14 protein-coding genes are annotated in these 14,698 nt (G+C 73.9%); 4 read left to right on the forward strand and 10 right to left on the reverse strand.

Features of this window, described 5'->3' with window-relative positions:
* Positions 1 to 220 precede the first annotated feature (220 nt).
* Together ACNAW0_RS11965 and ACNAW0_RS11970 are read right to left on the reverse strand one after the other, a co-directional pair.
* On the reverse strand, positions 221 to 658 hold the full coding sequence (locus tag ACNAW0_RS11965) for an ATP-binding protein (RefSeq protein ID WP_416287871.1): 438 nt from the start codon (positions 656 to 658) through the stop codon (positions 221 to 223).
* Positions 658 to 1,014, reverse strand: coding sequence for an STAS domain-containing protein (locus tag ACNAW0_RS11970; RefSeq protein ID WP_416287872.1), 357 nt, complete (start codon positions 1,012 to 1,014; stop codon positions 658 to 660). Before ACNAW0_RS11970 ends, ACNAW0_RS11965 begins: the two co-directional genes overlap by 1 nt.
* Before the next feature lie 125 nt (positions 1,015 to 1,139).
* On the opposite strand from ACNAW0_RS11970, the gene ACNAW0_RS11975 reads away from it, so the two are divergent.
* Together ACNAW0_RS11975 and ACNAW0_RS11980 are read left to right on the forward strand one after the other, a co-directional pair.
* On the forward strand, positions 1,140 to 3,653 hold the full coding sequence (locus ACNAW0_RS11975) for a DEAD/DEAH box helicase (RefSeq protein WP_416287941.1): 2,514 nt from the start codon (positions 1,140 to 1,142) through the stop codon (positions 3,651 to 3,653).
* A 250-nt stretch (positions 3,654 to 3,903) separates the two neighbouring features.
* On the forward strand, positions 3,904 to 4,482 hold the full coding sequence (locus tag ACNAW0_RS11980) for a hypothetical protein (RefSeq protein WP_416287873.1): 579 nt from the start codon (positions 3,904 to 3,906) through the stop codon (positions 4,480 to 4,482).
* A 192-nt stretch (positions 4,483 to 4,674) separates the two neighbouring features.
* Here ACNAW0_RS11980 and ACNAW0_RS11985 read toward each other — a convergent pair whose 3' ends face one another.
* From ACNAW0_RS11985 to ssd, 7 genes are all read right to left on the reverse strand, one after another.
* Positions 4,675 to 5,127 (reverse strand): Rv3654c family TadE-like protein, encoded by a 453-nt coding sequence (locus ACNAW0_RS11985; protein WP_416287942.1) that lies wholly within the window; start codon positions 5,125 to 5,127, stop codon positions 4,675 to 4,677.
* A gap of 50 nt (positions 5,128 to 5,177) precedes the next feature.
* Positions 5,178 to 5,558 (reverse strand): TadE family type IV pilus minor pilin, encoded by a 381-nt coding sequence (locus tag ACNAW0_RS11990; protein ID WP_416287874.1) that lies wholly within the window; start codon positions 5,556 to 5,558, stop codon positions 5,178 to 5,180.
* Positions 5,559 to 5,689: 131 nt separating this feature from the next.
* Positions 5,690 to 5,857, reverse strand: coding sequence for a DUF4244 domain-containing protein (locus tag ACNAW0_RS11995; protein WP_091062778.1), 168 nt, complete (start codon positions 5,855 to 5,857; stop codon positions 5,690 to 5,692).
* Positions 5,858 to 5,880: 23 nt separating this feature from the next.
* Entirely contained in the window at positions 5,881 to 6,618 is a 738-nt protein-coding gene (locus tag ACNAW0_RS12000; protein WP_416287875.1) for a type II secretion system F family protein, read from the reverse strand.
* On the reverse strand, positions 6,618 to 7,685 hold the full coding sequence (locus tag ACNAW0_RS12005) for a type II secretion system F family protein (protein WP_416287876.1): 1,068 nt from the start codon (positions 7,683 to 7,685) through the stop codon (positions 6,618 to 6,620). Before ACNAW0_RS12005 ends, ACNAW0_RS12000 begins: the two co-directional genes overlap by 1 nt.
* Positions 7,682 to 8,890 (reverse strand): TadA family conjugal transfer-associated ATPase, encoded by a 1,209-nt coding sequence (locus tag ACNAW0_RS12010; protein WP_416287878.1) that lies wholly within the window; start codon positions 8,888 to 8,890, stop codon positions 7,682 to 7,684. The genes ACNAW0_RS12005 and ACNAW0_RS12010 overlap by 4 nt, the downstream gene beginning before the upstream one ends.
* A complete protein-coding gene (ssd, locus tag ACNAW0_RS12015) occupies positions 8,887 to 9,990 on the reverse strand; it encodes a septum site-determining protein Ssd (protein ID WP_416287879.1) in 1,104 nt (367 codons plus the stop codon). Before ssd ends, ACNAW0_RS12010 begins: the two co-directional genes overlap by 4 nt.
* A gap of 639 nt (positions 9,991 to 10,629) precedes the next feature.
* On the opposite strand from ssd, the gene ACNAW0_RS12020 reads away from it, so the two are divergent.
* Complete coding sequence (locus ACNAW0_RS12020; RefSeq protein ID WP_416287880.1) at positions 10,630 to 11,442, forward strand: HAD family hydrolase; 813 nt, start codon at positions 10,630 to 10,632, stop codon at positions 11,440 to 11,442.
* A gap of 18 nt (positions 11,443 to 11,460) precedes the next feature.
* On the opposite strand, the gene ACNAW0_RS12025 is transcribed toward ACNAW0_RS12020, so the two are convergent.
* On the reverse strand, positions 11,461 to 12,204 hold the full coding sequence (locus ACNAW0_RS12025) for an oxidoreductase (RefSeq protein ID WP_416287881.1): 744 nt from the start codon (positions 12,202 to 12,204) through the stop codon (positions 11,461 to 11,463).
* Between the two features lie 275 nt (positions 12,205 to 12,479).
* Between ACNAW0_RS12025 and acs the strand changes: the two genes are divergently transcribed.
* Positions 12,480 to 14,471, forward strand: coding sequence for an acetate--CoA ligase (gene acs / locus ACNAW0_RS12030; RefSeq protein ID WP_416287882.1), 1,992 nt, complete (start codon positions 12,480 to 12,482; stop codon positions 14,469 to 14,471).
* Positions 14,472 to 14,698 lie beyond the last annotated feature (227 nt).

Here is a 14,698-nt window from a genome sequence, read left to right on the forward strand (position 1 = left end):
GCGGACCAGCGATCGGCACCCATTCCCGCTGGCTGCGGGCCGGATCACTTGCTGACAACCCGCGTACTGTAGCCCTCCAGCGTGTTGAGGGTCACACGCAGGGGGCACCATTCGCAGATGATCTTCGTCGCTGTGCTATGCGAAAAAATCTGATATATGGCCCCGGGCGGCACGACGAGGCCGCGCTCCCTGGGCGGGAACGCGGCCTGCGGGTGATACGTCAGGAGCGGCCGACCGGCCAGACCATCCGGACCTCGGTGCCGACACCCTCGTCGACCGGGCGTACCTGCAGGTCCTCCACGAAGCCGGCGAGCAGGGCGAAGCCGACGCCGGTGGTCAGCGCATCCTCGCTGAGCGACTCCTTGGCCAGCTCGTCCGGGGGCAGGGCGGCCAGACCGATGCTCGCCTCGATCGGGGCGCGATCCACCACCCGCACCGCGTACGCCCCGCTGTCGGACATCTCCACCAGCACCGGGTCGGGCAGCCCGTACTGCCGGTGCAGGGCGACCGCCCTGGTGCACGCCTCACCGATCGCCAGGCGCACCTCGTCGAGCAGGTCCTCGCGTACGCCGGCCCGGCGGGCCACCGCGACGCCGACCAGGCGGGCGGTGCGGACGTGCACCGGGGCCGGCGAGAAGGCGAGCTTGACCGTGGCCATCACGCGCCGGCGCCGGTCGGGTCGGCGCTGACCGCCGCATCGACCGTGGGATGCAGCGGAAAGACCTGGTCCAACGCGGTGATCCGGAAGATCTTGAGAAGCGGCTCCTTGTCGCAGACCAGGGCGAAGGAGCCGCCGGCCGAGCGGAGCCGCTTCAGGGCGCCCACCAGCACGCCGAGACCGGTCGAGTCGAGGAAGTCCACCCGCCCCAGGTCGACCACGACCTGGCGGGCACCACCGTCGATCAGTTCGAGGAGCCGTTCCCGCAGGCGTGGCGCGGTGTACACGTCCACCTCACCGCCGACCTCGAGCACCGTGTGCTCCCCCACGGTGCGGGTCGCCAGCGACAGCTCCATCGGCCCCTCCTCGGTAAGCTCTCCTGGGCATCTAACCACCTCCGCCGACACGCCCATGGCCACCGGCCGGTGCTCTCCCTTACCCAGGCCCCCCGCGTTTCATCTCTCCGATCGTGCTTCTGAAGGTGCAGGACGTGACCGACGCCGTATCCGCGCGCAGCGGCCCCGGGCGACCGCCGGCCGAGCTGCTGCGTCGGCTGCGCGCCCGGCACGCGTGCGACCCGGTCACCCACGTCGAGCGGGTGCCGGCCCGCGCCGGGGAGCCGGCGCCGTGGCCGGCGTGGGCGCCGGAGGAACTGCGAGCGGCGTTCGCCCGGCGCGGCGTGGTCGCCCCGTGGCGGCACCAGGCCGAGGCCGCCGAGCTGGCGTACGCCGGGCAGCACGTGGTGGTGGCCACCGGGACGGCGTCCGGCAAGTCCCTGGCGTACCAACTGCCGGCGCTGGCCACGCTGCTCGCCGATCCGCGCGCCACCGTGCTCTATTTGGCCCCGACCAAGGCGCTCGCCGCCGACCAGTTGCGCGCCGTCGCCGACCTCCAGCTGGATGGGGTACGCCCCGCCTGCTACGACGGGGACACCCCGCGCGCCGAGCGGAAGTGGATCCGCCAGCACTCCCGATTCGTGCTGACCAACCCGGACATGCTGCACCACGGCATCCTGCCCGGGCACGCGCAGTGGTCCGGCTTCCTGCGCCGGCTCGCGTACGTGGTGGTCGACGAGTGCCACACCTACCGGGGCGTGTTCGGCTCGCACGTGGCGCACGTGCTGCGCCGGCTACGCCGGCAGTGCGCGAAGTACGGCCGCACTCCTGGTCAGGCGCTCGCGGGCTCGCACAGCACCCCCGGTCAGGTGCTCGCGGGCTCGCACAGCACCCCCGGCTTCGTGCTCGCGTCCGCCACGTCGGGCGACCCGGCGGCGGCGGCCGGGCGGCTCACCGGCCTGCCGGTCGCGGCCGTCACCGAGGACACCTCGCCGCGCGGCGGGGTGACCTTCGCGCTGTGGGAGCCGCCGCTGCTGCCTTCTGACACGTCGGCTACGTCGGCCTCGGCGGCGGACCTGGCACCGGTGCGCCGGTCGGCGCTGCGGGAGACCGCCGACCTGCTCGCCGACAGCGTGGTCGAGGGCGTACGCACGCTCGCCTTCGTCCGGTCCCGGCGCGGCGCCGAGGTGGTCGCCGCCAACGCCCGGCGCGCGCTGGACGAGGCGGTGCCCGGGCTCGGCGCCCGGGTGGCCGCCTACCGGGCCGGCTACCTGCGGGAGGAGCGGCGGGAACTGGAACGCGCGCTGCTGCACGGCGACCTGCTCGGGCTCGCCTCCACCAACGCCCTCGAACTCGGGGTCGACCTGGTCGGGCTGGACGCGGTGCTGATCTGCGGCTGGCCGGGCACCCGGGCGTCGCTCTGGCAGCAGGCGGGCCGGGCCGGCCGCTCCGGTGACGAGGCCCTCGCGGTGCTGGTGGCCCGGGACGACCCGCTCGACACCTACCTGGTGCACCACCCGGAGGCGCTGTTCGGCCGGCCCGTCGAGGCGACCGTGCTCGACCCGGCCAATCCGTACGTGCTCGCCCCGCAGCTCGCCTGCGCCGCGTTCGAGGCCCCGCTCACCCCGGCCGACCTGGAACTCTTCGGGGAGGGGGCGAAGGAGGCGGTCGACTCGCTGGTCGAGGCCGGCGCCCTGCGGCAGCGACCCACCGGCTGGTACTGGCGGCACCGGGAACGCCCCGAGGTCGACCTGCGCGGCGAGGACGGGGCACCGGTCTGCGTGGTCGAGGCGTCCACCGGGCGGCTGCTCGGCACCGTCGACGGCGGTTCCTCGCACTTCCTGCTCCACCCCGGCGCGGTCTACCTGCACCAGGGCGTCTCGTACGTGGTCGACTCGCTCGACCTGGCCGACGGGTGCGCACTGGTGCACGCCGAGGAGCCGGACTGGTCCACCCACGCCCGGGACGTCACCTCGCTGTCCGTGGTGTCGGTCCGGTCGTACGTGGACGCCGGGCCGGTCGGGCTCTTCCTCGGCGAGGTGGACGTGACCAGCCAGGTGGTGTCGTACCAGCGACGGCGGATCGCCACCGGCGAGGTGATCGACACCCGGCCGCTGGACCTGCCGGTACGCGAGCTGCGTACCGTCGCCGTCTGGTTCACCCTCTCGCCGGAATCCCTGGCTCTCGCCGGTGTTGAGCCCGCCGACGTGCCGGGCGCGCTGCACGCCGCCGAGCACGCCGCGATCGGCCTGCTGCCGCTGATGGCGACCTGCGACCGCTGGGACATCGGCGGGCTGTCGACCGCCGTGCACCCGGACACCGAGGCACCCACCGTCTTCGTGTACGACGGCCACCCCGGCGGCGCCGGCTTCGCCGAGCGGGCGTACGGGACGGCGGCGGCCTGGCTGGGCGCCACCCGCGACGCGATCGCCGAGTGTGGCTGCGAGTCGGGGTGCCCGTCCTGCGTCCAGTCCCCGAAGTGCGGCAACGGCAACAACCCACTCTCCAAACCGGACGCGGTCCGGGTTCTCGACGTGGTCCTGGCCAACCTGGCCGCGGCCACCGGGCCCCGGGGCGAACGCGGGACGGCCCTGCCTCGGCAGGACAACCGGTCGTCGGAACGATCGGTCACCGAGGGGCGCGCTGCGGAGACCGCCTGATCCCGTTCCCGTCGCCGGGCTTCCCGCGCCTACCGTCGGGCCCGCAGGCTTCGGTCGGAGCGGCGTCCCGCTGGTGTGTCTGTTTGTTGGTCGCTGACGCCGGCCGGGCCGGTCGGAGTCGGATGGTGGCCGGGCGGTCGGAGTCGGATGGCGGCCGGGCCGGGCGGACGCTGAGGGGTGCGGGCCGGCGGGTGCACGTCGAGGGCCGAACTGTGCAAAACTCCGGCGTTCATTTCTTGAAGGAGACCGGATGCAGCTCGACAGCTTGCAGACCCAGCACCAGTTCCTCATCCGCCAGCGGATCCGGATGATGGTCAACCAGTACGAGGTCCACGCGGTGGCGCCGGACGGCTCCGAGGGCGCACTGCTCGCGTTCGCGCAGCAGAAGCGGCTCGCGTTCAAGGAACAGGTGACCATCTACACCGACGATTCCAAGCAGACCCCGCTGCTCGGCTTCAAGGCCCGCCAGGTGATCGACCTCGGTGCCACCTACGACGTGACCGACCACGCCGGCACCCCGGTCGGCCTGTTCCGCAAGGACTTCGCCCAGTCGCTGCTGCGCTCCACCTGGCACGTCGAGCAGGCCGGCCTGCCGCAGGTCACCGGGCAGGAGCGCAGCCTGCCGGTGGCGCTGCTGCGCCGGTTCGTCGACTTTCTCTCCTGGCTGCCGTACCACTTCGACTTCGTGGCCGGCGGTCAGCCGGTGTTCTCGGTCGTGAAGAAGTGGGGCCTGCGCGACCGGTACCTCGTCGAGATCCAGCACCCGCAGATCGACCGACGGTTGGTCATCGCCATGGCGGTCGCCCTCGACGCGCTGCAGAGCCGCTGAGGCGTCCGCCTCCGTTTGTCGGCCGTCGGTCGGGCCGAGCGCCCGGCCCGACCGTGGTCGATCCGGTTGCCCGGATTCCGCCGGGCCGCCCGGCTTGGTCCAGTCCACCAGCGTCTCCGCAGATGGCCGGGCCGGAAGCCGGGCTTCCCGACCGACGCACACCGCGGTCGACCCCGGCCCGATCGGCGCCGGTCAGCCGCGCACCGGGCCGGCTCGGGACGTCGCGGTCGCGGTGCGTGCGAGCCCCGGCAGCGGCGCGACCCTGACTTCGGCCGTGACCAGGACGTCGAGCCCGTCGAGCCGGCACGCCACCAGCCGTCCGCCGTTGGCTCGAGCCAGCTCGTCGGCCCGTCCGCACGCGACGCCGTCGCTTTCGAGCGCCCGGCCGGCGCCCGCCAGAGCTCCGAAGTCGGCCGCGTTCCGGGCCTGCTGCCGCGCCATCCGGGCCGCGCCCAGCGCCGCACCGAAGAGTCCGACCAGCACGAACACGAGACCCACGGCGAGCAGACTGATGGTCGCCCCGCCCCGGTCCGCCGCCTGGCAGGCCGGGGTGCCAGCCCTGTTCCGGTACCAATGCGCGCTGGTGTGGGTGTGGGTGTGGCCGAGCGCGGTGCGGATCGATGGCCGGCCCGCGGTGGCGGGCAGGGAGAGGGCGATGCCGTTGCTCACGGTCGTGGTCCCGGCGTACCAGGTCCTCACGGTCGTGGTCCCGGCGTACCAGGTTCGACGGCCGCGACCGCGGTGGCCGACACGGTGATCCGGGGCAGCCGCGCGCCGAGCGCCCGGACCGGTGCCCGGACGGTCGCGGTGACCCGGTCGCCGGAGACGGTGACCGAGATGTCGGCACCCGCCGGGGCGTGCCGGGCCCCGACCGCCGATCCGGGCTCACCTCGGGAAGCGGCAAGCGCTGCTTCCCGAGCCGCGTCCAGGCATCCGGCCCGTGTGGTCACCGCCTCGACCGTGGTGAGGCCGGCGAGGAGCAGCAGGACGAGCGCCGGCAGGCCGGCCGCCAGTTCGGCGGTGAACGAGCCCCGCTCCGCAGCACCCCACCCCCGAATGGCGATGGTGGTCGTCACCTTCGCATCAGGCGAACCCGCGGTCGGGAGCGAGGTCTCCGCAGGACCGGGCGCCGTGTCGGATGCCTGAACCCGATGCGGTGCCCTGAAGCCCGTGCCGCACCGGCGACGGCCGGCCCACCGGCGCCTGGTCACTTCAGCGCCCGGTCGATGACGGCGGTGAGCGCGGACTGCACGTTGCCGGAGGTGAGCACCTTCAGCAGGATGCCGGCGAAGGCCACCGCAGCGAGGGTGCCGACGGCGTACTCGGCCGTGTTCATCCCGGCGTCACCCCGCAGACGGGCGAGAAGTCTGCGCATGTCGTACTCCTTTCGTCGTGGATTCACAGCACGTCGCCGAGGACGGCGACGATCACCGGCACCAGGCCGGCGAGAATGAAGGCGGGCAGGAAACAGAGCCCGAGCGGCAGCACGATCAGGACGCCCGCCCGCCGGGCCGTCGCCTCGGCCGCGATGGCCCGGTCGGAGCGCAGCTCGTCGGCGAGGCGGGTGAGCGCGCCGGCCAGCGCCGTACCACTGTTGGATGAGCGGATCGCGGCCGTCACCAGGCGCTCTGTCCCGGCCACGGGATTCAGGTGGGCCCACGCCTCCGCTGCCGTACCGCCGAGCTCCAGCGTCCGGCCCACCCGTCCGAGCCGGTCGGCGAGCGGTCCGCCGAGCGCCTCGGCGACCGCCAGCACCGACCGGTCGACCGGCGCGCCCGCCCGGAGCGCGGCCGCCAGCAGATCGGCGGCAAGGGGCAGATCGGCGACCTCTCGGAGCCGGCGGTCGCGGACGGCCCGCGGCTCGATCCGCCGCAGCAGGCGATCCGCCGCCAGACCGGCCAGCATCCCTACGATCAGGCCGGCCCAGCCGTCGACCACGACCAGCACCGCCACCCCGGTCAGGCCCGCGCCGAGCCGAATCCGGTCAGGCCACCACGGTGGCCTGGACCGCTCCACCACCACCGGTCGGATGAGCAGTCGAAGACGTCGCCCAGGGCGGACGGCCGGCCCAGCGCCGGTGCCCAGGAGCAGCGCCGCCCCGGCGACACAGCCGGCGGCCGCAATCTGCCGGTACATCATTCGTCCCGCCCGGGCGCCGCGCCGAGCCGTTCGGCCCAGAGCAGCCCACCGATCTGCAACGCGACTGCCGCGAGCGCGCTGCCACCGCCGATGGTCGTGTGCAGGAGTACGGCCACCGGATCCACGCCGATGGCGTAGCCGAGACCGATGCCGCCGAGCGGCAGTGCGGCGAGCAGCCAGGCGGTCGCCCGTGACCCGGCGGCCTGGGCGGCAGCAGCGGCGAGGCCACGGTCGGCGGCCCGGGCATCCGCCTCCACGCGTTCGAGCAGCTCTGCCAGAGGTGCCCCGGTGCGGTCGGCCAGCCGCACGGCAGCCCGGGTCAACCGGGCGATCCGGTGCGGGCCGTCAACGGCCGCACCCCCGACCGGCAGCCCGGCACGCAGGCCGGCAGCGAGGTCGCAGAGCTGATCCAGCTCATGGCGGCGCGCCCGGTCGGCCAACTGGCGGGCCCGCCGGCGCCGGACCGCCCGGACCGCGAGCACGCCGTACGCGGCCAGCACCGCCGCCGCCACCGGCCCGCCCAGTACGGCTCCCGTCCCGCCGCCCACCAGAATCGCCAGCAGCAGGCCGTGCCGGGACACCAGCGCCTCAATCCGCTCCGGCGGCCGTCCTCGACCGGCGACTCGAGTGGTCGCCAGCCTGGCAGCCCCGCTGGTGTTGGCGCTTCCGGTGGGCTCGCCGGGTAGCGGATCGGCGGCAGGGCGACCGGGCGCCAACATCACCGCGGCACTGGCCGAGGCCGGGCTGATCGACAGGGCGGCACGGGGCCGCCGCCCGTCGACGGGTACGGGCGCGGCGGCCGGGTGGGTGGCATCGTGCCGCCCGGATGGGCGGACCGGAAGCGGCCGGTCCGCGACGGGCTCTCCCCAGCGTCCGCCACGAACCGTCGTCCGGGCTCCGCTGATTCTCGGCCCGCCGGCGACGTGGGACCACGACGGCACCGGGTTCCGGCGCGCCGATCCGAGGACGGCACGCCGCCGGGCCCGGCCGGCGCGCACCGGCCAGGCCACCGCCGTCGCGGCGGCGACCAGGAACACGATCACCAGCCAGCCCTGGACGGTCACGACGGGCCCGCCGACCCCGGCCAGGCCGCACAGAGGATGGGCGGTACGGTCACGTCCCGCACCCGCAGCATCGCGCCCAGCGGCCGGGCGGCAAGGCCGAGCCCGCGCCCGCGTACCCAGGCGGGAACCACGGTGACCAGGCGCTCCGGCCCCTCGGGCAGCAGCAGGCTGACCGAATCCAACACCCGGCCTTCGGCGGTGCGCCGCATCTGCAGGAGCACCTGGAGCGCTGCGGCGACCTGGGCGTGCAGGGCGGCCCGGGGCAGACCGCCGAGCAGCCCGAGCGCCTCCAACCGGGCCGGTACGTCCGTCGGGGCGTTGGCGTGCAGCGTCCCCGCGCCACCGTCGTGGCCGGTGTTCAGCGCGGCGAGCAGGTCGACCACCTCCGCGCCCCGGCACTCGCCCACCACCAGCCGGTCCGGCCGCATCCGCAGCGCCTGCCGGACCAGGTCGCTCAGTCCTACCGCCCCAACGCCCTCCACGTTGGATGTCCGCGCCTGAAGGCCGATCACGTGCGGGTGCACGGGACGGAGCTCGGACGCGTCCTCGACGAGCACGATCCGCTCGGTCCCGGGCACCAGCCCGAGCAGCGTGTTGAGCAGGGTCGTCTTCCCGGAGCCGGTGCCTCCGGTCACCAGGTACGCCAGCCGGGCCGCCACGACGGCGGCCAGCAGCGGGGCCACCGGGCGGGGCACGGTGCCCTGGCGTACCAGCTCGTCGAGGGTGAACGGCCGCTGCCGGAAGGTACGCAGCGATAGGTACGGCCCGTCGGTCGCCACCGGCGGCAGCACGGCGTGCAGCCGGGTGCCGTCGGGCAGCCGGGCATCGGCGTACGGGGAGGCGTCGTCGAGCCGCCGCCCGGCTGCCGCGGTGAGCCGCTGCGCCAGCCGGCGTACGTCGTCGGCCGTGCCGAGCGGCACCGCTACCTGGTGCAGGCCGCGTCCCCGGTCGACCCACACCCGGGTGCCATTCACCAACACGTCGGTGACCTGGGGATCCGCCAACAGCGGAGCGAGCGGCCCGGCACCGACGAGGTCGTCGCGCACCCGGTCGGCGATCCGCAGCAGAGCCGTGTCCCCGAGCACGGCGCCCGGCTCGGCGCGTACGGCGGAGACGATCGCGGCGGGGGTGACGGGGGTGGCCGCCTCCGCGAAACGCTGCCGGACACGGACGGCCAGCTCTCCCGAATCGGCCGGGCCGGTCACGCCGCACCCCTCGCCGGGACGCCGGTCAGCTCGTCGAGGATCCGCTGGCAGAGCGCGGCGAGCGGTCCCTTCCCGGCGGCCGCGGGTGCCTCGCCCCGCTCGAGGCCCCGGCAGATTCCCGGCTCGGGACGCAGCGTGCCGGCGAGCGGCAGCCCGAGCGCCCGAGCCACCTCGCCGGCCTTGAGACGACCCGGGGCCGGACCGCGCACGATCACCGCCAGGTCGGCGCAGTGTGGGGCGGCGACCGCCACCACCCGGGCCGCGGCGGCGGTGGCCCGCAACTCGGCCGGTACGACCACCAGCGCCCGGTCCGCGGCCTGCAACGCGACGACGGCCGCGTCGTCCAGGTATCGGGGCAGGTCGAGGACCACGATGTCGCGGCCCCGGCGGGCAGCATCGACGGTGGCGGCCATCGCCTCGGCCGGCAGGTGCAGCAGGTCACCCCGGTCCCAGGAGAGCACCACCAGGTCGCCCCGGCTGGGCAGGGCCCGGACGAGCGACGGCGGGTCCACGCGCCCGTCGGTGTCGGTCAGGCCCGGCCAGCGCAGCCCTTCCAGCTGCTCCCAGCCGAGCACGAGGTCGAGGCCGCCCCCGAGCGGGTCGGCGTCGACCAGGAGGGTACGCAGCCGAGCCCTGGCCGCGGTGATGGCGAGCCCGCCGGCCAGCACGCTGGCCCCGGCGCCGCCGCGCCCGCCGAGCACCGCCACGACCCGTGCCCCACCGGAGCCGGGCAAGCCGCCCGCGCACTCGGCGAACCGGTCGACCAGCCACGGCTCGGCGGCGGGCAGCGTGGCGACGTGCTCGGCGCCGATCAGCTCAGCAACCTGCGTACCCGGGTCGAGGTGTCCGGAGCGGCCGACCAGCACCGTCCGGGGTCGGCGCGGCAGCCGGGCCCGCAGGCAGGCCTGCGCCTGGTCGGCGCCGACGAGCACCAGCGGGGCCGGCGCCCAACGAGCCCGGGCCGTGGCCGGATCGGCGGCCAATTCGACCTCGGTGCCACCGGCCGCGGCGAGCCGCAGCAGCTCGTCGAGGAGTTCACCGTCGGCGGTGACGAGCAGGGGAAGGCGGTGGTGCGGCGGAAGCGGGGTACGGGGCGGCATGGCGGCCTCCAGCGGTCGGACTCGGACGTGCCGCCGGAGAGCCTGCCGGGACAGCCGGAGTCGAGACCCGCATCCCGCGCTCCCCTGTGGATGACGGAAGGCACTGTGGACAGGCCACCGCCAGCGAGATGATCTGCTATGGGCGTAGGGGATCGGCGATCGACGCCGACGATTGCGTCACGGCCGGCGAGAATTGCGCGGTTGTTCCTGCTTCTGCAGCTGCTGAAGTCTCCGAAGCTTCCTTCGCTTCAGCTTTGGGGGCCTCGGGCGATCCGCGGGGTGCGGCTTGATCCACGACCACTTTCGCGTGCCTAAGCCAAGAAAGGGACGACCCCCGTCGGGGGAGACGGGGGTCGTCGGGAGGTTCGGCTCCGGGGGGGTCGAGCCGAACCGCTCAGCGGCCACGGGGGGTGCAACCGCCGAGGGCCTTTTGGCCGACGAGACGTGAACTCTCATCGCGAGCACAAGCATGCCGCAGCAGGCCGTGTACGTCGAGTGGTGTCCGCTCCACCCACCGCTAAATCGTGTTCGCAGAGTGTGATTGCCATCACGGTTAGCTGAACTCGACATCCCGTGTCGCCGCATGCGTCACCCCCGGGCATCCGCTCGTTGGTCTCCGTCGGGCTAGACTTTCGCGCCGTGGGCCGAGGTGCCGCTTTTTTCGATCTCGACAAGACCGTCATCGCCAAGTCGAGCGCTCTTGCGTTCGGTCGGCCGTTCTACCGGGACGGGCTGATCACACGGCGTGACGTGGTCAAGTCGGCGTACGCGCAGCTGATGTTCCGGCTGGGCGGCACCGACGAGCAGACCATGGCCCGGACCCGGGACTACCTCGCCACACTCTGCAAGGGCTGGCAGGTGGAACAGGTTCGCCAGATCGTCGCGGAGACGCTGCACGAGCTGATCAACCCCTACGTGTACGCCGAGGCCGCCGCGCTCATCGAGGAGCACCAGGCCGCCGGCCGGGACGTGGTGCTGGTCTCCGCCTCCGGCGAGGAGATGGTACGGCCGATCGGCGAACTGCTCGGGGTAACCGACGTGATCGCCACCCGGATGGCGGTCGAGGACGGCCGCTACAGCGGCGAGGTCGAGTTCTACGCGGCCGGCCCGGCCAAGGTCGACGCCGTCGGCGAGCTGGCCACCGAGCGCGGATACGACCTGGCCGACTCGTACGCCTACTCCGACTCGCACAGCGACCGGCCGCTGCTGGAGTGTGTGGGCCACCCGACCGTGGTCAACCCGGACCGGGCGCTGCGCAAGCTGGCGGCGGAGAACTCCTGGCCGGTGCTGGAGTTCCGGCACCCCGTCCCGCTCGGCCGGCGGCTGCGCGAGCGGCCCGCCGTGCCGGTCGCCGCCGCGGCGCTCGGGGTCGGCGTCGGAGTCGCCATCGGCATCGCCTGGTACGGCCGGCACCGTCGCACCCGCGCCGCCACCACCGCACCCACCGCCTGACAGCCTCCCGTCGCAGGGTCAGGCGGCGAGGACCTCGTCGCCGATCAGGGCGATCTGGTCCGCGCCGACCTCGACCGCCGACATGTAGTGACGTAGCCAGGAGCGCAGCCCGTCGGGTGTGCCGGTAGCGAAGGCACCGGCCGCGCCGACGTACTCCGGCTCGCGCTCCCGGTGGCCGACGTCGACGGCGACCAGCCCGCGCGGGTCGAAACCGGTGGAGATCATCACCAACCGGGCGGCGGCCCGGGCGATCACCCCGGACGGGCCGGCGAACGGACGCAGGTTCAGCAGCTCACCGTGTACCACCGCGGCCAGCACCAGCGGCGGCGCCTTCGTGCCCCCGGCGACCAGCCCGGCCAGCCCGTCGAGGCGCGCCGCGACCACCGGGTCGGCCACCGGCCGGCCCAGTTCCGCTTCGGCGACGACGTCCCGGGCGGCGAGGACGTGCAGCCGCGCGAGGACCTGGCGGGGGGCCTTCGGCCAGAGTTCGCTCAGCCCGGGCAGCGCCCCGGCCACCCGCAGCGTCCCTTGGACCACCGGGTCGGTGACCGTACCGGCGCGTACCTCCTCCCGCTCGTGCACCCGGCCCTCCAGCGCGGCGCTGGCCACCGCGCTGCGGAGGCTGACCTCGGCGGCGACCTGGCCGCCGTGACGGCGCAGGGCGCGGTGCCGGTGGGCCTGGTCGACCCGGTCGCGGGCCCGCTCGACGGCGGGCGCGACGTCGGCGAGCGCAAGCAGCGGGGCAAGCGGGTCGGTGGTCACCCCGTCACGCTATCCACCGCGCCGCCCCTGCCGGGCGCCGCCCGCCGCGGCGGCGATCCCGACCACCCGGGCGTACGCCCCGCTTCCGCTCCCGGCGGCGTGAGAAGGGAACCCTTCTCTACCGCAGGCGTTAATAGGGGGCCCTTCCTTACATCTCGGCGCGTTGCGCGGGCCGCTGGGCGCGCGGCGGCTCACCGGCGTCGCGGTGGCCGGTGCGCCGGGTCTAACCTCATGCGGATAGGAGACGCTGGTCACGCGAGAAGGAGAGTCACCGCATGAGCGAGGCATTGGCCAACTTGCTGAACGAGACGCGGCAGTTCCCGCCGCCGGCCGAACTCGCCGCGAAGGCCAACGTGACGGCCGACGCCTACGCGGAGGCGGAGCGCGACCGGCTCGGTTTCTGGGAGCGCCAGGCCGGGCGGCTGACCTGGGCGAAGCAGTGGGACCAGGTGCTCGACTGGTCGAACGCGCCGTTCGCGAAGTGGTTCGTGGGCGGGCAGCTCAACGTGGCGTACAACTGCCTGGACCGGCACGTGGCGGCCGGCCGGGGCGACAAGGTGGCGATCCACTGGGAGGGCGAGCCCGGCGACACCCGCACCCTGACCTACGCCGACCTGCACAGGCTCACCTGCCAGGCGGCTAACGCGCTGACCGACCTGGGCGTGGTCGCGGGCGACCGGGTGGCGATCTACCTGCCGATGATCCCCGAGGCGGCGGTGGCGATGCTGGCCTGCGCCCGGATCGGCGCCACGCACAGCGTGGTCTTCGGCGGCTTCTCCGCCGATGCGCTGACCAACCGGATCCAGGACGCCACCGCCAAGGTGGTGATCACCGCGGACGGCGGCTTCCGCCGGGGCAAGCCGTCGGCGCTGAAGCCGACCGTGGACGAGGCGGTGGCGAAGTGCCCGTCGGTGGAGCACGTGCTGGTCGTCCGCCGTACCGGCGAGGAGGTCGCCTGGTCGGCCAAGGACCACTGGTGGCACGAGACGGTGGAGACCGCCTCCCCGGCGCACACCGCGCAGCCGTTCGACGCCGAGCACCCGCTCTTCATCCTCTACACCAGCGGCACCACGGCCCGGCCTAAGGGCATCCTGCACACCACCGGTGGCTACCTGACCCAGACGTCGTACACCACGCACGCGGTGTTCGACCTGAAGCCGGAGACCGACGTCTACTGGTGCACCGCCGACATCGGCTGGGTCACCGGGCACTCCTACATCGTGTACGGCCCGCTCTCCAACGGCGCCACCCAGGTCATGTACGAGGGCACCCCGGACACCCCGCACAAGGGCCGGTTCTGGGAGATCGTCGACAAGTACCGGGTCACCATCCTGTACACCGCGCCGACCCTGATCCGCACGATGATGAAGTGGGGCGAGGACATTCCGGCCGGGTACGACCTGCGCTCGCTGCGGCTGCTCGGCAGCGTCGGCGAGCCGATCAACCCGGAGGCGTGGATCTGGTACCGCCAGCACGTCGGCCGGGGTGAGCTGCCGGTCGTGGACACCTGGTGGCAGACCGAGACCGGCGCGATCATGATCTCCCCGCTGCCGGGCGTCACCGAGGCCAAGCCGGGCTCGGCGATGGCCTCGCTGCCCGGCATCGTCGCCGACGTGGCGGACGACCAGGGCCAGTCGGTGCCGAACGGCGGCGGTGGCTACCTGGTGCTCAGGGAGCCATGGCCGTCGATGCTGCGCACCATCTGGGGCGACGACAACCGGTTCATCGAGACCTACTGGTCGCGGTTCGGGGCGGGCGCCTCCGGCGGGGACGGCGAGTGGTTCTACTTCGCCGGCGACGGGGCCAAGAAGGACGACGACGGACACATCTGGCTGCTCGGCCGGGTCGACGACGTGATGCTGGTGTCCGGGCACAACATCTCCACCACCGAGGTGGAGTCCGCCCTGGTCAGCCACCCGTCGGTGGCCGAGGCGGCGGTGGTGGGGGCGACCGACCCGACCACCGGCCAGGCGATCGTGGCCTTCGCGATCCCCCGCGGCAACGCGGACACCTCCGGCGAGGCCGGCGAGCAGCTCATCGCCGACCTGCGCAACCACGTGGCTAAGACGCTCGGCCCGATCGCCAAGCCACGGCAGATCATGCTGGTGCCCGAGCTGCCGAAGACCCGCTCCGGCAAGATCATGCGCCGGCTGCTGCGGGACGTCGCGGAGCACCGCTCGCTCGGCGACGTCACCACTCTGCAGGACTCCTCGGTGATGGAGCTGATCTCCGCCGGCATGGGTGGCGGCAAGTCCGACGAGGACTGACCGCAGGCGTACCCCGAGATGGGTGACGGTCCGCGTGGACCGTCACCCATCGTCGTCTTCGGAGCGTACGGATCGGAAGTTTGGTGGAGGCCTGGCGGGGCTGAACGGGCACAGGGAGGTCCGCCCCCTGTTGGTGAGGGCCTCTCATCCTCTAGGTTCAGCCGGGCCGGATCGGCTCGACCGCCGTCACTGCGGCGAGCCCGGCCGACTTTCTTTCCCCATGCCGA

This window comes from Micromonospora sp. SL1-18, from assembly GCF_047921505.1.
Taxonomy (GTDB): Bacteria; Actinomycetota; Actinomycetes; order Mycobacteriales; family Micromonosporaceae; genus Micromonospora.

Coding starts and splice junctions, on each gene's coding strand:
- ACNAW0_RS11965 (WP_416287871.1), bottom strand. CDS start 658: ATGGCCACGGTCAAGCTCGCCTTCTCGCCGGCCCCGGTGCACGTCCGC.
- ACNAW0_RS11970 (WP_416287872.1), bottom strand. CDS start 1,014: ATGGAGCTGTCGCTGGCGACCCGCACCGTGGGGGAGCACACGGTGCTC.
- ACNAW0_RS11980 (WP_416287873.1), top strand. CDS start 3,904: ATGCAGCTCGACAGCTTGCAGACCCAGCACCAGTTCCTCATCCGCCAG.
- ACNAW0_RS11995 (WP_091062778.1), bottom strand. CDS start 5,857: ATGCGCAGACTTCTCGCCCGTCTGCGGGGTGACGCCGGGATGAACACG.
- ACNAW0_RS12000 (WP_416287875.1), bottom strand. CDS start 6,618: ATGTACCGGCAGATTGCGGCCGCCGGCTGTGTCGCCGGGGCGGCGCTG.
- ssd (WP_416287879.1), bottom strand. CDS start 9,990: ATGCCGCCCCGTACCCCGCTTCCGCCGCACCACCGCCTTCCCCTGCTC.
- acs (WP_416287882.1), top strand. CDS start 12,480: ATGAGCGAGGCATTGGCCAACTTGCTGAACGAGACGCGGCAGTTCCCG.